This window comes from Streptomyces sp. WMMB 714 (assembly GCF_900090125.1).
Taxonomy (GTDB): Bacteria; Actinomycetota; Actinomycetes; order Streptomycetales; family Streptomycetaceae; genus Streptomyces; species Streptomyces daqingensis.
This window is the reverse complement of the sequence record NZ_FMHJ01000018.1, coordinates 29,471-52,136: the sequence shown is the minus strand read 5'-3', so window position 1 is coordinate 52,136 and position 22,666 is coordinate 29,471. Positions and strand designations below refer to the sequence as shown.

The 22,666-nt window shown below is 72.3% G+C and carries 18 protein-coding genes and 1 pseudogene; 13 read left to right on the top strand and 6 right to left on the bottom strand.

What is annotated here, in order from left to right:
* Positions 1-90: 90 nt before the first annotated feature.
* Positions 91-681, bottom strand: a complete 591-nt coding sequence (locus H181DRAFT_RS26395) for a TetR/AcrR family transcriptional regulator (protein WP_052708753.1) — start codon at positions 679-681, stop codon at positions 91-93.
* Positions 682-756: 75 nt separating this feature from the next.
* Here H181DRAFT_RS26395 and H181DRAFT_RS26390 point away from each other — a divergent pair, with 75 nt between their 5' ends.
* On the top strand, positions 757-1,203 hold the full coding sequence (locus H181DRAFT_RS26390; protein WP_158715466.1) for an SRPBCC domain-containing protein: 447 nt from the start codon (positions 757-759) through the stop codon (positions 1,201-1,203).
* Positions 1,204-1,350: 147 nt separating this feature from the next.
* Here H181DRAFT_RS26390 and H181DRAFT_RS26385 read toward each other — a convergent pair whose 3' ends face one another.
* Together H181DRAFT_RS26385 and H181DRAFT_RS26380 are read right to left on the bottom strand one after the other, a co-directional pair.
* Positions 1,351-2,565 (bottom strand): GDSL-type esterase/lipase family protein, encoded by a 1,215-nt coding sequence (locus tag H181DRAFT_RS26385; RefSeq protein ID WP_045866954.1) that lies wholly within the window; start codon positions 2,563-2,565, stop codon positions 1,351-1,353.
* Between the two features lie 102 nt (positions 2,566-2,667).
* Positions 2,668-3,330, bottom strand: a complete 663-nt coding sequence (locus H181DRAFT_RS26380; RefSeq protein ID WP_045866953.1) for a maltokinase N-terminal cap-like domain-containing protein — start codon at positions 3,328-3,330, stop codon at positions 2,668-2,670.
* 612 nt (positions 3,331-3,942) lie between these two features.
* Here H181DRAFT_RS26380 and H181DRAFT_RS26375 point away from each other — a divergent pair.
* The 5 genes from H181DRAFT_RS26375 to H181DRAFT_RS26355 all read left to right on the top strand — a co-directional run bounded on the left by H181DRAFT_RS26375 (position 3,943) and on the right by H181DRAFT_RS26355 (position 11,110).
* Positions 3,943-4,635: a hypothetical protein gene (locus tag H181DRAFT_RS26375; protein WP_052708752.1), complete on the top strand. Its 693-nt coding sequence runs from the start codon at positions 3,943-3,945 to the stop codon at positions 4,633-4,635.
* A gap of 92 nt (positions 4,636-4,727) precedes the next feature.
* On the top strand, positions 4,728-6,932 hold the full coding sequence (locus H181DRAFT_RS26370; RefSeq protein WP_078896003.1) for a bifunctional polysaccharide deacetylase/glycosyltransferase family 2 protein: 2,205 nt from the start codon (positions 4,728-4,730) through the stop codon (positions 6,930-6,932).
* Positions 6,929-8,218: an acyltransferase family protein gene (locus H181DRAFT_RS26365; protein ID WP_078895996.1), complete on the top strand. Its 1,290-nt coding sequence runs from the start codon at positions 6,929-6,931 to the stop codon at positions 8,216-8,218. The genes H181DRAFT_RS26370 and H181DRAFT_RS26365 overlap by 4 nt, the downstream gene beginning before the upstream one ends.
* Before the next feature lie 101 nt (positions 8,219-8,319).
* On the top strand, positions 8,320-9,744 hold the full coding sequence (locus H181DRAFT_RS26360; RefSeq protein ID WP_045866952.1) for a nitrate/nitrite transporter: 1,425 nt from the start codon (positions 8,320-8,322) through the stop codon (positions 9,742-9,744).
* A 124-nt stretch (positions 9,745-9,868) separates the two neighbouring features.
* Positions 9,869-11,110 carry a uroporphyrinogen-III synthase gene (locus H181DRAFT_RS26355; RefSeq protein WP_074468060.1) on the top strand — a complete coding sequence of 414 codons (1,242 nt, stop codon included), beginning with the start codon at positions 9,869-9,871 and terminating at the stop codon, positions 11,108-11,110.
* Between the two features lie 79 nt (positions 11,111-11,189).
* Here the strand turns inward: H181DRAFT_RS26355 and H181DRAFT_RS26350 are convergent, their stop codons facing one another.
* Positions 11,190-11,621, bottom strand: a complete 432-nt coding sequence (locus H181DRAFT_RS26350) for a DUF4190 domain-containing protein (RefSeq protein WP_045866951.1) — start codon at positions 11,619-11,621, stop codon at positions 11,190-11,192.
* Between the two features lie 206 nt (positions 11,622-11,827).
* Between H181DRAFT_RS26350 and H181DRAFT_RS26345 the strand changes: the two genes are divergently transcribed.
* Positions 11,828-14,266 carry a HelD family protein gene (locus H181DRAFT_RS26345; protein ID WP_045867000.1) on the top strand — a complete coding sequence of 813 codons (2,439 nt, stop codon included), beginning with the start codon at positions 11,828-11,830 and terminating at the stop codon, positions 14,264-14,266.
* Between the two features lie 219 nt (positions 14,267-14,485).
* On the opposite strand, the gene H181DRAFT_RS26340 is transcribed toward H181DRAFT_RS26345, so the two are convergent.
* Positions 14,486-14,692 (bottom strand): cold-shock protein, encoded by a 207-nt coding sequence (locus H181DRAFT_RS26340; RefSeq protein WP_028433118.1) that lies wholly within the window; start codon positions 14,690-14,692, stop codon positions 14,486-14,488.
* A 315-nt stretch (positions 14,693-15,007) separates the two neighbouring features.
* Here H181DRAFT_RS26340 and H181DRAFT_RS26335 point away from each other — a divergent pair, with 315 nt between their 5' ends.
* The gene (locus H181DRAFT_RS26335; RefSeq protein WP_045866950.1) at positions 15,008-16,465 is read left to right on the top strand and encodes an NAD-dependent malic enzyme; all 1,458 of its coding nucleotides are present in this window, start codon (positions 15,008-15,010) and stop codon (positions 16,463-16,465) included.
* 428 nt (positions 16,466-16,893) lie between these two features.
* Complete coding sequence (locus H181DRAFT_RS26325; RefSeq protein ID WP_045866949.1) at positions 16,894-17,175, top strand: HU family DNA-binding protein; 282 nt, start codon at positions 16,894-16,896, stop codon at positions 17,173-17,175.
* A 153-nt stretch (positions 17,176-17,328) separates the two neighbouring features.
* Here the strand turns inward: H181DRAFT_RS26325 and murA are convergent, their stop codons facing one another.
* Entirely contained in the window at positions 17,329-18,648 is a 1,320-nt protein-coding gene (murA, locus tag H181DRAFT_RS26320) for a UDP-N-acetylglucosamine 1-carboxyvinyltransferase (protein WP_045866948.1), read from the bottom strand.
* A 315-nt stretch (positions 18,649-18,963) separates the two neighbouring features.
* On the opposite strand from murA, the gene H181DRAFT_RS26315 reads away from it, so the two are divergent.
* From H181DRAFT_RS26315 to H181DRAFT_RS26300, 4 genes and pseudogenes are all read left to right on the top strand, one after another.
* Positions 18,964-19,632 (top strand): YqgE/AlgH family protein, encoded by a 669-nt coding sequence (locus tag H181DRAFT_RS26315; RefSeq protein WP_045866947.1) that lies wholly within the window; start codon positions 18,964-18,966, stop codon positions 19,630-19,632.
* An 11-nt stretch (positions 19,633-19,643) separates the two neighbouring features.
* Positions 19,644-19,949: a DUF3039 domain-containing protein gene (locus H181DRAFT_RS26310; protein ID WP_045866999.1), complete on the top strand. Its 306-nt coding sequence runs from the start codon at positions 19,644-19,646 to the stop codon at positions 19,947-19,949.
* Between the two features lie 496 nt (positions 19,950-20,445).
* A complete protein-coding gene (locus H181DRAFT_RS26305) occupies positions 20,446-21,702 on the top strand; it encodes an extracellular solute-binding protein (RefSeq protein WP_254666978.1) in 1,257 nt (418 codons plus the stop codon).
* Between the two features lie 53 nt (positions 21,703-21,755).
* A pseudogene (locus tag H181DRAFT_RS26300) lies at positions 21,756-22,644 on the top strand (carbohydrate ABC transporter permease).
* Positions 22,645-22,666 lie beyond the last annotated feature (22 nt).

Below are 22,666 nucleotides of genomic sequence, written 5' to 3'. Positions count from 1 at the left end.
CCAGCCTTCCCGTCGGACGGCACGTCCGGCCACCCGTTTTCGCCGCGGTGTCACCTGGCGTCCCCGGTACCGGCGGCGGAGCGCGGCGCGTCAGCCGCCGGTCTCGGCGATGAGATGCCGCAGGTGCGTCTCGTAGAGGGCGCGGAGATCCGTCCTCTCCGGGTCCAGGCGCCAGAGGATCAGCGCGCCTTCCTGGAAGGCGAGCAGTTCGGCGGCCGTGGCGTCCGGATCGGGGCAGTCGGTGATCTCTCCGCTGCCGATGCCGCTGCGCAGCACGTCGGCCATGGCCTGCCGCAGGATCCTGCTGCGCTGCAGGAACCGTTCGCGCACCTCGTCGCCGGGGCCGGCTGTGAGGTGTTCCGCCTGCAGGGTGGCGTGCAGGGTGGAGAGGTGCATGTGGCGCCGGGTGTCCTCGGCGTCGTCGAGGAGGGCGTCGACGAGTCCGCGGACGCCCTTGCCGACGTGGCGCGAGAGCCGAGCCGCCGAGCGGGCGTCGTGCGCGTCGAGGACGGCCCGCAGCAGCCCCTCCTTGCTGCCGAAGTGGTGGATGACCGCCGACGGCGTAATGCCGGCCTGCTCCGCGATCACGGCCAGCCCCGTGCCCCGGTATCCGTGTCGGCCGAAGAGTTCCGTCGCGGCATCGACGATGGCGCGACGGCGTTGCTCGCCGCGCTTCTGCACCTGACCTTTGATCCCAGCGATGAATCCAGTCTATTGGGGCCCGGCGCGACGGCTCCGTCATTACACTGAATGACCATGCAGGAAAATAACCTCGCCGTGCGCGCCACGGCCGACATCGCCGCTCCCGTGGAACGGGTGTGGCAGGTCCTCACCGATCTGCACAGCTACGAGCAGTGGCACCCCAGCGTCGAACTGGTCGACGGGCCGCCCGCCGCGGAGCTGGCCAAGGGCAGCGCCCTGCGGTTGCGGGCCGATCGCGGCACTCCGGCGGAGCGCGAATTTGACGTCACCGTCACCGAGTTGACGGCGCCCACCGTGCTCGCGTGGGAAGGCGGCGACCCCGAGCACTTCTTCGGACGCCACCGCTTCACCCTCGCCCAGGGGGCGGAGGGCACCGACTTCACCGACGAGGAGACCTTCGAGGGCTCGATGGCCGAGGCCGTGCTCGCCGAGCACCGTACGGCCCTCGAAGCCGCGTACAAGGCCGGCGCGGAGGCGCTGAAGCAGGCGGCCGAGAAGTAGGGGGACGGGACGGTCGCCCTGCCGCCGGCCCGGCGCTCGGTACGGAACGGCGGCGCGGCGGCCGTGGCCCGGCCGGCCCGCGCGGGGCCTGCGAGCAGGGGCTTCTGCCCGCGCACTGACCGCCGGTTCCTGCCTCCCCGCAACTGCCTAGTCGCCCGCGGCGAACGGGCCGCCGGCGCCGAAGGCCCGTTCGGCGAAGCGTTCGCCGATGAGGCGGTGCGCGGCCGCGTCGGGGTGGAGCTCGTCGGGCAGGGGATACGTCTCGAAGTCCGCCCGGCCGTACAGCTCGCGTCCGTCGAGGAGGTACAGCCGGGGGTCGTCGGCGGAGCGCTGCCCGACGATGCGGGAGAGTTCGTCCCGGATGACGTTGAGCGTCAGCTTCCCGGCGGCGCGTTCCGCCGGGTCGCCCGTCGCCCGGAACCGCAGACGGCCCTCGCCGAGAGCGGCGAAGTCGAACGCGCCGGGGCCGGGCGTGTCTTCGTGCATGGGGCACAGGATGGGCGAGACGACCAGCAGCGGCACCTCGGGATGCCCTTCGCGGATGGTGTCGAGGAAGCCGTGCACGGCGGGCGTGAAGGCCCGCAGCCGCATCACGTCGCCGTTGACCAGGTTGATGCCGATCTTGACGCTGATCAGGTCCGCGGGGGTGTCCCGCATCGCGCGAGCGGTGAAGGCGTCCAGCATGGCGCTTCCGCCCAGGCCGAGGTTGACCAGGTCCACGCCGCCGAGTGAGGCGGCCAGGGCGGGCCAGGTCGTGCTCGGGCTCGCGGCGTCCGAGCCGTGGCTGATCGAACTGCCGTGGTGCAGCCACACCTTGCGGCCGCCGGGCGGGACGGGTTCGACGGGGGCGTCGGTGCGCAGGGCGACCAGCTCGGTCATCTCGTTGTGCGGCAGCCAGAGCTCGACGTGCTTCATGCGGTCGTCCAGGCCGGTGAAGCGTACGGTGCCGACAGGGCCGGGCTGGAACTCCGAGGCACCGGTGGAGATGTCCACGGTCATGACGTTGCCGCCGGACGCGCTCGCCTGCGCGGCGAAACCGCCGTCGACGACGAGGTCGTACAGGCCGTCGGGGCGTGGAGGGGCACCCCGGTAGGCCGTCTTGGTGGGGAGCGTGTCCAGCTCGACGGTGGTCGCCCGGGTGCGGAGGACCAGCCGCACTCCGGAGGGTTTCGCCTCCGCGGCGGCGAGCTGCCCGTCCCCGCTCTGGGCGCGGGCGCGAGCCGGGAGCCGGTGCGGCAGCAACCCGTGCTCGGTGCGCTCCAGTTCGAGTGCGCCGCGCACCAGCTCCGGCGTGAGGGGCGTCGTGATCAAGCGCGCCCGGGAGGCGGAGGATCCGGCGGCGTCGTCGTACGGGGCGTTCATGGGTCTCAGCCTGTCAACGGGCCTTCCGGGCCGCACGTCCTTTTCGTCGCGGCCCGCGCACCGGAACGGGCCGCCGCGCCGCTGCCGGGCCCACCGGCCCGTTCACGCCGGGGGCTCGGTGTGCAGAACGGCGAACAGCCCCCGCGGGCGGGTGCCGTCCGGCATGTTCCAGGGCCCGCCGGCATGGCCGATCGTCCCCTCGGGCAGCGGGGGCGCGCCGTCCGGGTCGGCCCACAGCTCCCGCCGTACGCGAAGGCTCGCGCCGGACGTCATCACCAGGTCGGTGCCGCCCTGATGGTCGGTGACCGTCGTCGCGGAGCCCGCGGGCACGGGGGCGCCGGCGCAGGAGCGGGTGATCTCCGTGTCGGGAGTGTCGCTGACGCTCTGGGCCTGGGCCTCGGCGCGGCCGCCGATCAGGGCGAGCAACTGCGTGACGAGTACGGGGTCGTGGCAGCCGTCGTATACCCACCGCTGCCCCAGCACGCCGTGCTGTGCGGTGCCGACGAGAGCGCCGTCCGCCCCGTCGAGCGGCGCGCCGCGATAGGTGAGCGGTACGAGGTAGGGCACCGGGGCCGCGCCGGAGGTGTCGACGATCACCATGAACTCGATCCCCACCTCACCTCGCGGATCGTCCAGCCGGAAGCCGCCCGCTCCGGCCAGCTCCGGACCGCTCGTCCCGCTGCGGTACCACGGACGTGAGGGCAGCCAGGAGGTGAGGAGTTCGAGCATGGACGGCTCGACGGTCGTGCGGTGGATGACGGCCATGCCGGATGCTCCTCCGTCGAGCGGACGCTACGCGCGACGGCCCAGGCTATGCCGGAGGGCAGCGGTCCGCGAGACCGTTGCGAGGGCCCTCGCGCGAGCCGGCTCGCCACGGAAGCCGCGCCCCCCTCAACGGGCGGCACACAAGCGGATGTCGATGATCCGCTCGATGTGCCGGTGTCCGCTGCTGCTCTCCGTGACGGAGCGCCGCTACGTGGAGCGACTTGTGCGGGTGGTGTGCCGTGCCGAACGTGTCCTCGGGGCGTCGATCGGGTGCGCCCAGGAGACCGCCAACCGCGCCCGGAGGACGGGGCTTTCACCGGTTACGGCTCCCGGACCGCCGGCATCGCGGGCGGTCGCGGTCGCGGGCGGGGCGGTCGCTCCGTGGAGTCGCCGACCCGTCCCTCCCGGAACTCCTTTCACGGAGAGCTACTGCGGTAACTCCCGTCGCCGAGGACGGGGTTGGGCGACCCCTGTCACCGCATCGTCACAACCTTGTCCAATGAGTACGTAAAAAAGTCGACTAGTCACATTTATGCCTTCACATTTCCGCTACATTTTCATCTTCAACTAGGAGGGGCGCGCTCGCCAGGGTGGCAGGGCGCGGAGCGCAACATGGCAGATCACTCCGAGGGGCGGCCGGTCGGCGGCGCGGCCCCGGTCTTCGTGGACAACAGCGGCGGACGGCGCCGCACTTGGCGACGGCTCGGCCTGGCGATGGGGGTGGCCGGCGGCGGCTATGCCCTCGTCGTCGCGGTGAGCGTGCTCGGCGGGAGCTCCGACGCCCCCTGGGGCGTGCTGATCCCGGGGTCGGGCGACGGCGGGTCCGGCGCCGTGCGCGTCGTTCCGGAGCAGGAAGAGGGCGCGCGGGAGCAGGCGCCGGAGGCGTCGGCGGGCACGGCCGCGCCGGAGGCGGGGGCCTCCGCCCCGTCCGGCCCGGCGGGCGCGGACACGCCCCGTACGCAGGGGAGTCCGGCGGAGAAGGAACAGCCCGCGGACGGCCCCGCCTCCGCGGAGGGGAAGACGTCCGCGACGCGCGGCAAGGCCGCTTCGGGCACGTCCGGCGGTTCGACCGGTTCCGGCGGGACGGCGGGCGGCCAGGGCGGGTCCGCGCCCACCCCGGACAGCCCGCCCGCCGAAGCGGGCGCCGGGGGAGCCGCGGGCTCCGCGGACGGCGGCACCCCTGAGGAGCCCGGCAACGGCCAGGGCGGGCCGGAACCCTCTGAACCGCCCTCCGGCGGCGGGCTGCTCGAAGACATCCTCGGCCCCGTCCTCGGCGGCGGCGCATCCGCGACGGGTGCCGAGTGAGGCGGGGCCCCGCAGGCTCGCGGCGGCCCAAGCGGCCCCGACTGCCGCTCCGTTACCTGCTGCCGTCCGTGCTTCTCGCCGTCGTCGTGGTGATGCTGCTGCTGCGCGGCTACGTGCACAGTGAATTCCTCGCCGACCACCGGGTGCGGCCGCCGGCCACCACCGGTGCCGTTCCGCAGAAGGTCCTCGACGGCGGGCCCGTGCTCGACGCCCGCGGCTCCGAACCCGTCAGCCACCGCGTGCCCGACCGCAACATCGTGCTGACCTTCGACGACGGTCCCGACCCGGAGTGGACGCCGAAGATCCTCGACAAGCTGGCCCGACACAACGCCCACGCCGTCTTCTTCGTCACCGGCACCATGACCGCCCGCCACCCGGACCTCGTACGCCGCATGGTCGACGAGGGCCACGAGGTCGGCCTGCACACCTTCAACCACCCCGACCTCTCCTACCAGTCACCCGGCCGCGTCCAACGTGAACTCGCCCAGAGCCAGCTCGCGTTGGCGGGTGCAGCGGGCGTCCACACGTCGCTGTTCCGGCCGCCGTACTCCTCGACCGCCGACGCGCTCGACGACCGGTCCTGGCCCGTCGTCCGCGAGGTCGCGAGCCGCGGCTACATCACGGCGTTCATCGACACCGACAGCGAGGACTGGGCCAGGCCGGGCGTCGACGAGATCGTCCGCCGCTCCACACCCCGGCAGCCGGGCGAGGGCGCGATCGTCCTCATGCACGACTCCGGCGGCGACCGCTCGCAGACCGTCGCGGCGCTGGACCGGATGATCCCCCGCCTTCAGGCGCAGGGTTACGCCTTCCCGCGCCTGACCGAGGCGCTCGGCGCGCCCGGCCCGCACTCCGCCGTGCATGGCGCGCAGCTGTGGAAGGGCAAGGCGTTCGTCGCGGCCGTCGGCGTCTCGGAGAGCGTCACGGGCGTCCTCGTCTGGGCGCTCGTGTTGGCCGGCGGGCTGGTCATCGCGCGGTTCGCGCTGATGCTCGCGCTGTCCGCGGTGCACGCGGGGCGGGCGCGACGGCGCCACCGCGGAGCACGGAGGGGCGGAGCACCACCGCACGCACCGCAGGTCACCGAGCCCGTCACGGTCCTCGTACCCGCGTTCAACGAACGCGAGTGCATCGAGAACACGGTGCGCTCCCTCGCCACGAGCGACCATCCGCTCGAAGTCATCGTCATCGACGACGGCTCGACCGACGGCACCGCCCACATCGTCGAATCCCTCGGCCTGCCGGGCGTACGGGTGCTGCGGCAGCCCAACTCGGGCAAGCCCGTCGCCCTCAACCACGGGCTGCAGCACGCCTCCCACGAGCTGATCGTGATGATGGACGGCGACACGGTCTTCGAACCCTCGACCGTGCGGGAGCTCGTGCAGCCCTTCGCCGATCCGCGTGTCGGCGCCGTCGCCGGCAACGCGAAGGTCGGCAACCGGCAGAAGCTGATCGGCGCGTGGCAGCACATCGAGTACGTCATGGGCTTCAACCTCGACCGGCGCATGTACGACGTGCTGCGCTGCATGCCCACCATCCCCGGCGCGGTCGGCGCGTTCAGGCGCTCCGCACTGTGGCGGGTCGGCGGGATGAGCGACGACACCCTCGCCGAGGACACCGACGTGACCATGGCGCTCCACCGGGACGGCTGGCAGGTCGTCTACGCGGAGCGGGCCCGCGCCTGGACGGAGGCCCCGCAGAACGCGCGGCAGCTCTGGTCGCAGCGCTACCGCTGGAGCTACGGCACGATGCAGGCCATCTGGAAGCACCGGCGGGCCGTGGTGGAGCGCGGCCCGTCCGGGCACTTCGGACGGGTCGGACTGCCGCTGGTGTCGCTGTTCACCGTCTTCGCGCCGCTGCTGGCCCCGCTGATCGACGTGTTCCTGGTCTACGGGCTGCTGTTCGGGCCGACCCTGCGTACCGCGGGGGCCTGGCTGGCCGTGCTGGCGGTGCAGGGGCTGTGCGCGGCGTACGCCTTCCGCCTCGACAGGGAGCGCCTGACGCCGCTGCTCACGCTGCCGCTGCAGCAGCTGTGGTACCGGCAGTTGATGTACATGGTGCTCATGCAGTCGTGGATCACGGCGCTGACGGGCGGACGCCTCAAGTGGCAGAAGCTGCGCCGCACCGGCCAGTTGGGGGCGGCGCCGCCCGGAGCAGCACCGGACCCCCGCGCCCTGACTCCTCCCGGCGCGCCGCTCAGTGCGACGATCGCGTCGCCGCACCGCACCACGCCCGCCCACGCGGGACCGCGGGCCGAGCCGCACCGTGCGGACGGCGGCAGCGGGCGGACGGCGACATGACCGGGCGCCGAGCGGCGGCGCGCACTCCGGCGCCCGAGGGCACGGCGTCCCGGGGCCCCGGGCCCGCGCGGGACCGCTATCTGGACCTCCTGCGGGCGGTGGCCCTGCTGCGCGTCGTCGTCTACCACACCTTCAACTGGGCCTGGCTGACGTTCGTCTTCCCGTCCATGGGCGTGATGTTCGCGCTCGCCGGATCGCTGATGGCGCGCTCGCTGGGACGCCCCGCCCTGGGCGTCGTGCGCAGCCGGGTCCGCCGTCTGCTGCTGCCGCTCTGGCTGTACGGGGCCGTGCTGCTGACGGTTCTCTTCGCACAGGGGTGGCGCCCCGGCTCCGGCGGCTGGCTGCGCCTGGCGTGCTGGCTGTTCCCCGTCGGCAGCCCCCCGTACCCCGAGAGCGCAGGCAGCGAGGGCGGCCTGCTGGAGCAGGGCTGGGCCGTCGAGGCGGCGGGCCCGCTGTGGTACCTGCGCGCCTACCTGTGGTTCGTGCTGCTCTCCCCGCTTCTGCTGCGCGCGTTCCGGCGGCTCCCCTGGGCGGTGCTGGCCGCTCCGATGGTGCTGACCGCCGTGGTGGGAACGGGAGTCGCCGCCGTGCCGGGCGAAGCGGGGGAAGCCGTCGTCGACTTCGCCGTCTACGGGTCCTGCTGGGTGCTGGGCTTCGCCCACCACGACGGCCTGCTGCGGCGGCTGCCCGCCTGGGCCGTCGCGACGGTCTCCGCGACGGCTGCGGGCGCCGGCTTCTGGTGGGCGAGCGGCCACCCCGGCGAAGACGGCTGGGACCTCAACGGCATCCCCCTGGCGCAAGCGCTGTGGTCCTTCGGTTTCTGCCTGGCGCTGCTGCGCGTCAGCCCGTCCTGGGAGCGCCTGCCACGGCCGGTGGCGCGTCTGGAGCGGCCCGTGACGCTCGCCAACTCCCGTGCCGTCACGCTCTACCTGTGGCACCAGCCGGCGCTGATCGCGGCCGTGCCGCTGCTCGACCTGATGTGGCGCATCCCCGCCGTCGAGGACTCGGCGTGGCTGTCGGAAGCCGCGGAGAGCTCGTACGACGTGCTGATGTTCCTGGCGGTGTGGCCGCTGGTCGCGCTGCTGATCGCGGTGTTCGGCTGGGCCGAGGACGCCGCCGCCCGCCGCAGGCCCCGCCTGTGGCCGCGCACGGCACCGCCGAAGCCGCCGAAGTCCCACGACGCGCCTACGGCTCCCGCCACTCCGGGAACGTCCGCGTCCGGAGCCGCGCAGGGCGGTTCCGCGGATCACCCGGCGGCTCTCACCGCACCCCGCACCCCCGGGTGAGCAGAGAGTTTCGCGGAGGACACCTCGCGCCACAGCGCCGAAACCCGGCGTCCCTACCTTCAGGTGGCACCCGCCCGTGACACCCGAACCGTGGAGACGCCATGACTGCTCCGTCCGCCGAGAGCGGCGCACGCCGAGGAGGACGCGCACGCCGAGGACGACGCTGGATCGAGAGGTGGGAGCCGGAGGACGAGACGTTCTGGAGGGAGCGCGGATCGCGCATCGCGCACCGCAACCTCCTGCTGTCCGTCTTCTCCGAGCACGTCGGATTCTCAGTGTGGACGCTGTGGCCGGTCCTGGTCCTCTTCATGGGCCCGGAGTACGGCGTGGACCCGGCCGGCAAGTTCCTGCTGATCTCGGCGGCGACGCTGACCGGCGCCGTCGCACGCGTGCCGTACACGTTCGCCGTCGCCCGCTTCGGCGGCCGCAACTGGACGGTCGTCAGCGCTGCCGTGCTTCTCGTGCCGACCGTCGCCGCGTGGGTGGTCATGGAGCCGGGAACGTCCTACGCGACGTTCATGGCGGTGGCGCTCTGCACCGGCCTCGGCGGCGGCAACTTCGCCTCGTCCATGACCAACGTCAACTCCTTCTTCCCGCTGAGCCGCAAGGGCTGGGCCCTCGGTGTGAACGCCGGCGGCGGCAACATCGGCGTCCCGGTGGTGCAACTGGCCGGACTCGCGGTCATCGGCACGGCGGGAGCCGGGCATCCCCGCGTGCTGCTGGGCCTCTACATCCCGCTCGTCGTGCTCGCCGCGGTCTGCTCGGCCCGCTGGATGGACAACCTGGCGCCCGTACGGAACGACACCGGCGCGGCGGGAGCAGCCGCACGGGACCCGCACACCTGGATCATGTCCCTGCTCTACGTCGGCACCTTCGGCTCCTTCATCGGCTACGGCTTCGCCTTCGGGCTGGTTCTCCAGACGCAGTTCGCCCGCACGCCCCTGGAGGCCGCCTCCCTCACCTTCCTCGGCCCGCTGCTGGGCTCGCTCGTCCGGCCGGTGGGCGGGCGGCTGGCCGACGTGTACGGCGGGGCGCGCATCACCCTGTGGACGTTCGCGGCGATGGGCGGCGCGACGCTGCTGGTGGTCGCGGCCTCACGCGGCGGGTCCCTGCCGCTCTTCGTGTCGGGCTTCGTCGCGCTGTTCCTGCTGAGCGGGATCGGCAACGGCTCGACGTACAGGATGATCCCGGCGGTGTTCCAGCGCAGGGCCGAGGCGGGCGGCCTGCGGGGAGAGGCCGCCGCCTCGTCCGCCCGGCGGCTCTCCGGGGCGTCGATGGGCCTCATCGGCGCGGTGGGGGCCCTCGGCGGCCTCGGAGTCAACGTCGCCTTCCGGCAGTCGTTTGAGACGGTGGGGTCAGGGACGGCGGCGTACCTCACCTTCCTGGCCTTCTACGGATTGTGCTGTGCGGTGACGTGGGCCGTGTATCTGAGGGGCGCGGCACCGTCCGCGCCGCGGCCGGGCGGGACGGAACCCTCCCGGGATGCGCGGAACGCGGACAGGCCCTCGGCGCACGCCGGGGTGTGAGCCGCGGGACCGCGCGCCGCCGGCCCTGCGGCGTAACACCGGGGAAACCCCCGGGAACCGGGCCCGTCACCCGCTGCTGGCAGGCTCGGCTCCTCGTAAGAGCGCGGGCGGAGCGAGAGGTCCAATGGAGCAGGCGAACGGAAGGGAGCAGGCGAACCGGAGGGGGCAGGCGGAGGAAGCGCAGGCGGAGCGCGTCGGAGCGCGGCGACGCCGCGCGCAGCCCGTCGAACCGCTGGCCGGCTTCACGGTCGGCGTGACGGCCGCTCGCCGCGCCGAGGAGCTGGGCGCCCTTCTCGAACGCCGCGGAGCGCAGGTGCTGCACGCGCCGGCCCTCCGCATCGTCCCGCTGGCCGACGACACCGAACTCCTCGACGCCACCAGGGCCCTGATCCGGCAGCCGCCGGACACCGTGATCGCCACGACGGCCATCGGCTTCCGCGGCTGGATCGAGGCCGCCGAGGGGTGGGGCCACGGCAGCGACCTGCGCGAACGCCTCGGCGAGGTGGAGGTCCTGGCCCGCGGCCCCAAGGTGCGCGGCGCGGTACGGGCCGCCGGGCTGAAGGAGAGCTGGTCGCCCGCGTCGGAGTCGATGGCCGAGGTGCTCGACCGCCTCCTGGAGCAGGGCGTCGACGGCCGCCGCATCGCACTGCAGCTGCACGGCGAACCGCTCCCCGGGTTCATCGAGTCGCTGCGCGAGGCGGGCGCCGAGGTGGTGGGAGTACCGGTCTACCGGTGGATGCCGCCGGAGGACATCGCGCCCCTGGACCGCCTGGTCGACGTGACGCTCGCCGGCGGCCTGGACGCTCTGACGTTCACCAGCGCCCCCGCCGCCGCGTCACTGCTCAGCCGTGCCGAACACCGCGGCCTCGAAAGGGAACTGCTCCACGCCATGCGGCAGGACGTCCTGGTGGCGTGCGTCGGCCCCGTCACGGCCCTCCCCTTGGAGGGGCACGACGTCCCCACCGTGCAGCCGGAGAGGTTCCGTCTCGGCCCTCTCGTTCAGGTGCTCTGCGCCGAACTCCCGCAGCGTGCGCGGACGTTGCCCGTCGCGGGCCACCGGCTGGAGATCCGGGGCCGCGCGGCTGTCGTCGACGGCGGGCTGCGGAACGTCAGTCCGGCAGGCATGGCCCTCCTGAGGGCCCTGGCGCGGCGCCCGGGCCGGGTCGTCTCCCGCGCGGACCTGCTGCGCGCCCTGCCGGGCGACGGACGCGACGAACACGCCGTCGAGACGGCGATGGCGCGGCTGCGCGCGGCCCTCGGCGTCCCGAAGCTGATCCAGACGGTCGTCAAGCGGGGCTACCGGCTCTCGCTCGACCCCGCCCCGCAGGGGAGCAAGTACGACGCGGGAGGTTCCGGAGCGGAGTGAGACGCGGAGCCGGCGCGCGGGCCGGCCGCCCGGCCGACCCGCCCCGGCGCCGGCTCCGTCCGGGGCCGCTCCGCACCGGTCAGCCGACGAGGCTGTCCACGAAGTCGTCCTCGCACTGCTGCTGTTCGCTCTGCGTGCCGGCCTTGCCCAAGCAGTCCTCGAGCTCGCCGTAGTCGCCGGAGCTGACCACGGAGGCGACCAGCGCGAGCACGATCGTCGATCCGACCAGGGCGAGACCGCCGATGATCGCGCCGACCATCGCGAGCGTGCCGTTGGTCGCCTCGCCCCGCTTGCTCCGGCGGTATCCGACGATGCCGAAGATCAGCGCCAGCAGCCCCAGCACGATGCCGCCGATCAGCGTCCAGAACAGCACGGCGCCTATCAGCCCCAGCGTGAGGGCGGCGACGCCCATGCCGTTGCGCGGCGGTCCCTGCTGACCTCCCGTCCCGTAGGGGCCTCCCGGGCCTGCCGACCCGTAGTGCGCCTGGTCCCAGCTCTGGGGCGATGTCATGGCCGTCCTCCGCCTTTCCCGGCTCCGCTGTCGTCGGAGGCAGTGCCTGCCCCGGTTCCGGGTCGTTACTCCTCCGGCGTGTGCGAGGGCCGGTTCCGCGGGCGCGCGGCGGTCGCGGCGAGTGCGCCGGACGCCGCTGGTCGCGTACGGTTGACGGCTGCCCTGTGCAGGCAGGGGGCCTTGACGAGCAGAAGGGGGCCGCGGCGTTGGCTGCGCAGCACGACAGTGCCCGTGAGCGGGAGATCCGCAGGGAGCAGGCGCACCTGGACGGCGTCTACCGCAGGCTCGAGGAGAAGATCCACGAGGCCGAGTTCCTCATGGACGACGCGTCCAAGCGGGCGCAGGTGGGCACTCCCGGAGCGCTCGCGGAGCGGGACGCGCAGGTCTTCCGCGCCGGTGTCCATCTGAACCGCCTCAACAGCGAGTTCGAGGACTTCCTCTTCGGGCGCATCGACCTGCTGGAGGGCGCGGACGCCGAGCGGGGCCCCGACGGCGCGTACATCTCCTCCGAACCCGCCGAGGGCGCCGTCCGCCCGGACGGCACCGCCGACATCGCCGAGACGCTGCACATCGGCCGCATCGGCGTGCTGGACGCCGGCTACTCCCCGCTGGTCATCGACTGGCGCGCACCGGCCGCCGCACCCTTCTACCGCGCGACGCCCGTCGCGCCGGGCCGCGTCGTGCGGCGCCGGGTGATCCGCAGCAAGGGCCGCAGGGTCCTCGGCGTCGAGGACGACCTGCTGCGTCCGCAGATCACCGCACGGCTCGACGGCGAGGAGCTGCCCGTCATCGGAGACGGCGCCCTGATGGCGGCGCTCGGCCAGGCCCGCAGCCACACGATGCGCGACATCGTCTCCTCGATCCAGGCGGAGCAGGACCTCGTCATCCGCGCGCCCGCCGCATCGGTCACGGAGGTCGAGGGCGGCCCCGGCACCGGCAAGACGGCGGTGGCGCTGCACCGCGCCGCGTACCTGCTCTACCAGGACAGGCGCAGATACGCGGGCGGCATCCTCATCGTCAGCCCGACGCCCCTGCTGGTGTCCTACACCGAGGGCGTGCTGCCGTCGCTGGGCGAGGAGGGCCAGGTCGCGATCCGCGCCCTGGGCTCCCTGGTGGAGGGCGCGGAGGCCGGTACGTACGACGAGCAGGGCGTCGCCCGCGTCAAGGGGTCGGGCCGGATGGTCAAGGTGCTGAACCGGGCGGCGCGCGGCGCGCTGGACGCGGGGGAGGTGCCGCAGCGGCTGCGCGTCGTCGCCTTCCGCAACCGTGTCGAACTCGGCGGCGAGGAGCTGCGCCACATCAGGCAGCAGGTGCTCGGCGGCACGGCGCCCGTCAACCTCATGCGCCCGCGCGCCCGCAAGTTCCTGCTCGATGCCCTGTGGGAGAAGTCCGGCGCCCTGCGCCACTACACCGACCCGGAACTCGCGGCCGAAGCCCGGGAGGGCTTCGACGAGGACGTCTCGGCGGAGGACGCCTTCACCGACTTCCTCGACGCGTGGTGGCCGGAGCTGACCCCGCGCCAGGTGCTGGCGTCGCTCGCCGACGAGGACCGGCTGTCGGCCTTCGCGGGAGCGGCACGCGTCAGGGGCGCCGCGGGCGGGCGGGGCCGGTCCGGCAGGAGCCGCCCGGGACGGCCCCGCCGCGGGCAGTTGCTCACACCCGGCGAGGTGCGGGCGATCGCGCGGTCCCTGAGCAGGCTCGGCCCCGACGGCGGGGGCCCGCTCTCCGTGCACGACGTCGCGCTCCTGGACGAGCTGCGCGTGCAGCTCGGCACCGTCGCGAAGCCCCGCCGCACAGCGGACCCCTCCCTCGACGATCCGCTCGGGCAGTTGACCGGGCTGGACGAGCTGACCACCGCGGCGGACCGCGAGACGTCCCGGCGGGGGCGGGCCGAGCGGCTGGCGGAGGAACGTACGGACTACGCGCACGTCATCGTCGACGAGGCGCAGGATCTGACGCCCATGCAGTGGCGGATGGTCGGGCGCCGCGGCCGGCACGCCACCTGGACGGTCGTCGGCGATCCGGCGCAGAGCTCGTGGCCCGACCCGGAGGAAGCGGCCGAGGCACGCGCCGAGGCCCTGGGCAGCCGCCCCCGCCGCCGTTTCGAACTGACCGTCAACTACCGCAATCCCGCGGAGATCGCGGAGCTCGCCGACCGCGTGCTGGCACGGGCGATGCCCGGCGTGGTGCCGCCGAAGGCGGTGCGCTCGACGGGTCTGCGCCCCCGGTTCGCCGTCGCGCGGGGCGACTTGGGCGCGGCGGTGCGCGCGGAGGCGGAGCGGGCGCTGGAGGAGGTGGACGGCACGGTGGGCGTGGTGGTCCCGATGCGCCGCCGCGAGGAGGCACGGGAGTGGCTCACCGGTCTGGGCGACCGCGTCGTGCCGCTGGGGAGTCTGGAGGCGAAGGGCCTGGAGTACGACGCGACAGTGGTCGTCGCTCCCGCCCAGATCGCCGGGGAGCCCCCCACCGGGAACGAATCCGCCGGTGAGGGCGCTTCCTTGGACGACGCGCTGGGGGAGGCGTCGCCGGCGGGACTGAGGGTGCTGTACGTGGCCCTGACGCGGGCGACGCAGCGGTTGACGGTGCTGTCGGCCGAGGGGGACCTGCCGGATGCCGGGGATGTCCCGCATCTGCTCAGGGACTGACCTGACCGGCCGACTGGGAGGGGAATCGCTTCCTGGGGCTGTTTGTTACCTTGGATGTGGCACCGGCCCGATCCATGCCCCCGGGCCCAACCATTGTCGCTACGAGCGACCACTTGCCGCGAGGCGAGCTGGCGGGTCGGTGTCACCTAAGACTTCACGAGCAACGCGGTTCTCTTCGAGACTCTTCGAGGTTCCGCGCAGGGGTTCGCGTCCCGGCGTTCAGCCGATGATGCGGACCCCTTCCGCTTGCGGGCCCTTGCGGCCTTCCGCGATCTCGAACTCGACGCGCTGGGTGTCCTGCAGACTGCGGTAGCCCTCCCCGTGGATCGAGCTGTAGTGGACGAAGACGTCCGGTCCGCCGTCCTCCTGGGCGATGAAGCCGTAGCCCTTCTCGGCGTTGAACCACTTGACGGTGCCCTGAGCCATTCCTGGTCTCCCTGTATGCATATGGCGTTTGCGGGGCGATCCTAGGCTGAGATGGGGCGCTTTGAAGTGATTTGGGGCGTAGACACAGATTTTCGCGCCGGGGGTGGAGAACGGGGCCGGTAGACGGCACAGTGCGCCCGTCTCGTACTGTGGAAAGCTCTTTCCGCCCTCCGGCGGCCGACTCCATCGGCGTTAACGCGTACCGGGGGGTAGGTGGGACGATCTGTTGACGTGCCCCGCCCCTGGGAGCCGATACTTCGGCGCCGCGGGTCGTGCGCGGTACTCGGGACAAGCGAAAGCAGAGGGAAGTCGGCAATGACGGCGCCAAGCGTCTCCTACTCGATGACTGTCCGGTTGGAGGTCCCCGCAGGGGGGTCCGCGGTCAGCCAGATCACCACGGTCGTGGAGTCGTCGGGCGGCTCGGTCACCGGCCTCGACGTCACCGCCTCGGGCCACGAGCGCCTGCGCATAGACGTCACCATCGCGGCCTCCTCGACGGCGCACGCGGACGAGATCGTCGCCCAGCTGCGCGAGATCGAGGGCGTCGCGTTGGGCAAGGTCTCCGACCGTACGTTCCTGATGCACCTGGGCGGCAAGATCGAGATGTCGTCGAAACATCCCATTCGCAATCGCGACGACCTTTCCATGATCTACACCCCCGGCGTCGCCCGCGTGTGCACGCAGATCGCCGAGAATCCCGAGGACGCCCGGCGCCTGACGATCAAGCGCAACAGCGTCGCCGTCGTCACGGACGGTTCCGCGGTGCTGGGCCTGGGGAACATCGGGCCGCAGGCCGCCCTGCCCGTGATGGAGGGCAAGGCCGCCCTCTTCAAGCGCTTCGCCGGCATCGACGCCTGGCCGATCTGCCTGGACACGCAGGACACCGACACGATCGTCGAGATCGTCCGCGCACTGGCCCCCGGCTTCGCCGGAATCAACCTCGAGGACATCTCGGCGCCCCGCTGCTTCGAGATCGAGGCGCGGCTGCGCGAGGCCGTCGACATCCCCGTCTTCCACGACGACCAGCACGGAACGGCCATCGTGGTGCTCGCGTCGCTGTACAACGCGCTGCGCGTCGTGGACAAGCGGATCGAGGACATCCGCGTGGTCATGTCGGGCGCGGGAGCGGCCGGCACGGCCATCCTGAAGCTGCTGCTGGAGGCGGGCGTCAAGCACGCCGTCGTCGCCGACATCCACGGCGTGGTGCACGAGGGGCGGTCCGACCTGCAGGGGGAGGCCGAGGGTTCGCCGCTGAGGTGGATCGCGGACAACACCAACCCCGAGGGCATGACGGGCACGTTGAAGGATGCCGTCGTCGGTGCGGACGTCTTCATCGGCGTCTCCGCGCCCAACGTGCTCGCCGGCCCGGACGTCGCGCGGATGGCAGAGGGCGCCATCGTCTTCGCGCTCGCCAATCCCGATCCGGAGGTCGATCCGGCCGTGGCGCGGGAGACGGCCGCGGTGGTCGCCACGGGCCGCTCCGACTTCCCGAACCAGATCAACAACGTGCTGGTCTTCCCCGGTGTCTTCCGCGGCCTGCTGGACGCCCAGTCCCGCTCGGTCAACGACGACATGATGCTGGCCGCCGCGCGCGCCCTCGCCGATGTCGTGCTGGAGGACGAGCTCAACCCGAACTACATCATTCCGAGCGTCTTCAACGAGAAGGTCTCCGGCGCCGTCGCAGGAGCCGTACGGGACGCGGCGCGGGCCGCCGGGACGACGGCCGCGGCACCGGCCACGTCGACGGCTTCGGCCGCCTCGTCGGGGGAGTGAGCCGTTCCGGCGGTTTGAGCGGGCCGTACCGGGTACTCACGGCGCGGTGAGTCATCGCCTGAAGCGATCCCGGCGGACTTCGCGGAGCCCCGCTGCCGCAGCGGCAGCACGGCGCGTCGCGAGGTGCAGGGTCACGACGGCCCCTCTAGGGTTGCGGCAGACACAAGCCTGTGGGGCGTCAGCGCAGCGAGGCCATCGCCGCCGCTCGTGTGACTCCGCAGCTGTCAGCAGGTGCCGGATTGGCTTTCCCGCGGCACGTAGGGGCAGGATGCATTTCCGGGACACATCTCCCGGGGATTTCCTGGGGGTTCCCCACGGGGCGGGAGGGTCTGCAAACAGACCCTGGTCAGGGGACTGTCCGAGGGCCCTGGCAGCATCGGCTTCGATCTCACGCCTCATCGGCAAGAAGAACACGGGAGTAACGAGTTATGAACCGCAGTGAGCTGGTGGCCGCTCTGTCCGAGCGCGCCGAGGTGACCCGTAAGGACGCCGACGCCGTTCTGGCCGCCCTCGCCGAGACCGTCGGCGAGGTCGTCTCCAAGGGCGACGAGAAGGTCACCATCCCCGGTTTCCTCACCTTCGAGCGCACTCACCGTGCGGCGCGCACCGCGCGGAACCCGCAGACCGGCGACCCGATCGAGATTCCGGCCGGTTACAGCGTGAAGGTGTCGGCCGGCTCCAAGCTCAAGGAAGCCGCCAAGGGCAAGTAAGCAGCTTGGAGCGGTCAACGGCCGCTTCAGAGCACGTACGGCGAGGGGTGGTCACCCGGTACCGGGTGACCACCCCTTCGTGTGCGTTCTCACAGGTGCTTCGCGCGGGGCGCCGTGCTGCTCGCGACGACTGGCGCGCCCTGCCCGTACGCGCTACGGGCGCTCCACCTTCGCGCCGAGCTCCGCCAGCTTGTTCATGAAGTTCTCGTAGCCGCGGTTGATCAGGTCGATGCCGTGCACGCGGGACGTGCCCTGCGCGGCGAGTGCCGCGATGAGATACGAGAAGCCCCCGCGCAGGTCGGGGATGACGAGATCCGACCCCTGCAGCCTCGTCGGGCCGGAAACGACCGCGGAGTGCAGGAAGTTGCGCTGCCCGAAGCGGCAGGCCGAGCCGCCCAGGCACTCCCGGTAGAGCTGGATGTGGGCGCCCATCTGGTTCAGCGCCGAGGTGAAGCCGAGGCGGGACTCGTAGACCGTCTCGTGGACGATCGACAGGCCCGTGGCCTGGGTGAGCGCGACGACGAGCGGCTGCTGCCAGTCCGTCTGGAAGCCCGGGTGGACGTCCGTCTCCAGCGCGATGGACTTCAGCGGGCCGCCGGGGTGCCAGAAGCGGATGCCCTCGTCGAGCACCTCGAAGGCGCCGCCGACCTTGCGGAAGGTGTTGAGGAACGTCATCATCTCGCGCTGGCTGGCGCCCCGCACGAAGACCTGGCCCTCGGTGGCGAGCGCGGCGCTCGCCCAGGAGGCCGCCTCCAGTCGGTCGGGAAGCGCGCGGTGCGTGTAGCCACCGAGCTTGTCGACGCCGGTGATGCGGATGGTGCGGTCGGTGTCCATCGAGATGATCGCGCCCATCTTCTGCAGGACGCAGATGAGGTCCTCGATCTCGGGCTCGACGGCGGCGTTGCTCAGCTCGGTGGAGCCCTCGGCGAGGACCGCGGTGAGCAGCACCTGCTCCGTGGAGCCGACCGACGGGTAGGGCAGCCGGATCTTCGTACCGCGCAGCCTCTGCGGGGCCTCCAGGTACTGGCCGTCCGCGCGCTTCTCGATCGTCGCGCCGAACTGGCGCAGCACGTCGAAGTGGAAGTCGACGGGACGGCCGCCGATGTCGCAGCCGCCCAGGCCGGGGATGAAGGCGTGGCCGAGGCGGTGCAGCAGCGGGCCGCAGAAGAGGATCGGGATGCGGGAGGAGCCCGCGTGGGCGTCGATGTCGGCGACGTTGGCGCTCTCGACGTGGGACGGGTCGAGGACGAGCTCGCCCGTCTCCTCGCCCGCCGTCACCGTCGTGCCGTGGAGCTGGAGGAGCCCGCGCACGACGCGGACGTCGCGGATGTCGGGGACGTTGCGAAGACGGCTGGGCTCGCTGCCCAGCAGCGCGGCCACCATCGCCTTCGGAACGAGGTTCTTGGCGCCGCGGACGCGGATCTCGCCGTCGAGCGGGGTGCCGCCGTGAACAAGCAGGACGTCGTCGGTCATGGATCTCCGCGTTCCTGAAGACGATTTGGGACTGGGCGCGTTGATCTGCCGCCCGGTTCAGCAGTCATGGGGCAAAAGGTCATCGTAATGGCCCTCCCGCCCTGCCGCGTAAGGGCTGGGAAGGAGGCGAAGCGTCACAGTTGGGCACTTTCACGGTGTGTGAGTGGATAGCGGCCGCTTGTGACCGAGTTGCGGAGCGGGCGAGCTGCGGGAGCGGACCTGGTTGAGGGCTCTGAGCTGGGCGTATGCCTGATGTGAGGTGGTCGATCCGGCCGTTGGCTCCCACGGACGGCGCGGTTGCGGGATCATTGGCCCATGACCGAGGTGTCTTCGCTCACCGGGCGGCTGCTGGTTGCGACCCCGGTGCTGGCTGACCCGAACTTCGACCGTGCGGTGGTGCTGCTGCTCGACCACGACGGCGAGGGCTCGCTGGGTGTGGTGCTCAACCGCCCGACCCCCGTCGACGTGAGCGACATCCTCGAGCCGTGGGCCGCGCTGGCCGGCGAGCCGGGCGTCGTCTTCCAGGGCGGGCCCGTGTCGCTGGACGCCGCGCTGGGCGTCGCCGTGGTGCCGGCCGCGCACGGCAGTCGCGCCGTCGCCGGCGGTGATCCCGCAAGCGGCGACCGGGGCGACGGGCGCGGGGACGGGCCCGGTCCGGCGCCTGCCGCCCGCCCCGAGTACCAGGGCGACGGGCCGCTGGGCTGGAGGCGCGTGTACGGCGCCATCGGCCTCGTCGACCTGGAGGCGCCGCCGGAGCTGCTGGCCGCCGAGCTGGGCTCGCTGAGGATCTTCGCCGGGTACGCCGGATGGGGCCCGGGGCAGCTGGAGAAGGAGCTCTCGGAGGGCGCGTGGTACGTCGTCGAGTCGGAACCCGGGGACGTCTCCTCGCCGGCGCCCGAGCGGCTGTGGCGCTCCGTGCTGCGACGTCAGCGCAGCGAACTGGCCATGGTGGCCACGTACCCGGACGACGCCTCGCTCAATTAGGCTTGGTGCGCATGAGCACTCTTGAGCCTGAGCGCGGTACGGGCACCGGCACGCTCGTCGAGCCGACCCCGCAGACGTCGCACGGAGACGGCGATCACGAACGGTTCGCCCATTACGTCCAGAAGGACAAGATCATGGCGAGCGCGATGGACGGCACGCCCGTCGTCGCGCTGTGCGGCAAGGTCTGGGTGCCGGGCCGCGACCCGAAGAAGTACCCGGTCTGCCCCATGTGCAAGGAGATCTACGAGACCATGGGCGCCGACGGTGGCAAGGGCGGCGGCAAGGACGGAAAGGGCGGCAAGGGCGACGGCAAGTGACCGCCGGGCGGCCGCTCTTCTGCCCCGCTGGTCCGTAGCCGCTCTTCCCCGGGCTCCCTGGCCCGCCGCCGGTCCGGGCTCCCGGCAGGGCCCGCCCGCCGTCCGGCGGCCGGGGGCGCGGGAGTTCCGCCGTCCACGCGGCCGGGTGCCCTCGGCCGGCCCCGCTCGTACGGCCTGGTGACTGCTCCGGTTCCAGGCTCCGGTGCGCAAGGCTCACAGCGCGCTTCGCCCGCTCCCCGCACGGGGGCGGGCGGGGCGCGCTTTCTCGTGCGCCGGGGCGTACGCCGTGGCGGCGTGCCGGGCGGGAGCGGGCGCGTGGTGGACGGCGGTAACCAATTGGTCGAGACCTATTGCCCGGTCCGGCGGCGGCTCGTACCCTCCTGCGCAGTTGTGCGACGCGAAACTTGCGTTGCGAATTCTGCAACACCTGAAGAGGGTTGGGGGACTCGCCGTGAAGTCGGCCGTACGAACAGCCGCCTCGTTGGTGGCAATCGCCATGGCAGGGACGCTGCTGGGGGGATGTGCGCCGTCCGCGTCCGGTGGCGGGGCGCAGAAGGACGAGAAGCGCGGCACCCTGCGGGTGTGGCTGTTCCGTGAGGTCGGCAACAAGCCCAAGGAACGCGTCGTCGACGGCGTGGTGCGGAGATTCGAGAAACGCCACGACGGGGTGCGGGTGGACGTGCGGTACATCCCCGTCGACAGCCGTGCGGAGAAGATCAAGGGCGCCTTCAACGACCCCGCTTCGGCGCCCGACCTGATCGAGTACGGCAACACGGACACGGCCGGCTACGTGAGGAACGGCGGACTCGCCGACGTGAGCGCCGAGTTCGGGGACTGGCGGCAGGCCCGCGACACGGACTCCACCGCGAAGGAGTCGGTGACCGTCGACGGCAAGGTCTACGGGGCGCCGCTCTTCGTCGGCGTGCGGGCGCTGTACTACCGCACCGACGTCTTCGACGGCCTCGGACTGGAAGTCCCGCGCACCCTCGGCGAAGTCGCCGCCGCGGCGCGGAGAATACGGGCGGAGCACCCGGACATGTACGGGCTCGCCGTCGGCGGCGCGTACACCTACGGCGCGATGCCGTTCATCTGGGCACACGGCGGGAAGCTGGCCGAGCGGGACGGCGACGGCCGGTACCGCGCGACGATCGACGGCGCCCGCGCGAAGAAGGGGATCGCGGCGTACACGCGGCTCTTCGGGGACGACAACTGCCCCGCGGCGAAGTGCGCGGCGATGGGAGGCAACGACAACGTCGAGGCCTTCGCCGCCGGAAGGGCCGGAATGGCCGTCGCCGGCGACTTCAACCGCAAGGCCGTGGACGCCGGAGAGGTCAAGGGCGACTACGGCGTCGTACCGCTGCCCGGAGTCGAGCGCGGCAGCATCGCACCGGCCTTCGCGGGAGGCAACAACGTCGGTGTCCTGAAAAGCAGTTCGCATCGCACTCTGGCAGTCCGGCTGATGCGGGAACTGGCGGGCAAGGAGACGCAGAAGCAGCTCTTCGAAGCCATGGGATTCCTTCCCACATTCACCGACGTACGCCGGCAGGCCGCGAAGGACGAGCCGTTCGTCGAACCGTTCGTGAAGACGCTCGACGCGGGTACCGAGTTCGTGCCCGCGACGCCCGGTTGGGCGGAGATCGACGCGGGCCTCGTCCTTCCGGTGATGTTCCAGCAGATCGCCGGAGGAAAGCGCGGAGTGGGCGTGGCGGCCCGCGAAGCGGCGGAGAAGATGGACGAGGCGTTCGCCGAGTGAGCCTGCCGCTTTCCGCCCCCGGGCCCGCTCCCGCGGAGTCGGCCCGGCGGCGAGTGAATTCGCTTGCGCGGCAAGGGAGTTGGACGCCCTGGCTCTATCTGGCGCCCGCACTGGCCGTGCTGGCCGGACTGCTGGTGTACCCCGTGTACCAGCTGGGGCTCATCTCCTTGCTGGAATACACCCAGGCACAGGTCAGCGGCGGCGAACCGGTCACTTTCCAGGGGCTGGGCAATTACGCCGAGCTCTTCTCCGACCGGCGGTTCTGGGAAGTGCTGTCGGCGACCGTCCTGTTCGCCGCCGCGTGCGTGCTGGGAACCCTCGGCGTGGGCTGTGCGCTCGCGGTTCTGCTCACCCGCGTGCGGGCCGTGCCCCGCCTCGCGCTCATGCTCTCCGCACTGGGCGCCTGGGCCACTCCCGCCGTCACGGGCTCGACGGTGTGGGTCTTCCTCTTCGACCCGGATTCCGGGCCCGTCAACAGGGTGCTGGGGCTCGGCGACTTCTCCTGGACGTACGGGCGCATGAGCGCCTTCACGCTCGTGCTGCTCGAAGTGGTGTGGTGCTCCTTCCCCTTCGTCATGGTGACGGTCTACGCGGGCATCAGGGCCGTTCCCCGAGGTGCTGGAAGCCGCCGCGCTCGACGGGGCGTCCCAGTGGCGCACCTGGCGCAGCGTGCTGGCGCCGATGCTGCGGCCGATCCTGCTCGTGGTGGCCATCCAGTCGGTCATCTGGGACTTCAAGGTCTTCACGCAGATCTACGTGATGACGGACGGCGGCGGCATCGCCGGACAGAACCTGGTGCTGAACGTCTACGCGTACCAGAAGGCGTTCGCGTCCTCGCAGTACGGCCTCGGTGCGGCAATCGGCGTGGTGATGCTGCTGATCCTGCTCGGCGTCACGCTCGTATACCTGCGGCTGCTGCGGCGGAAAGGTGAGGTGCTGTGACGGAGCTGCGCCCGGCACGCGC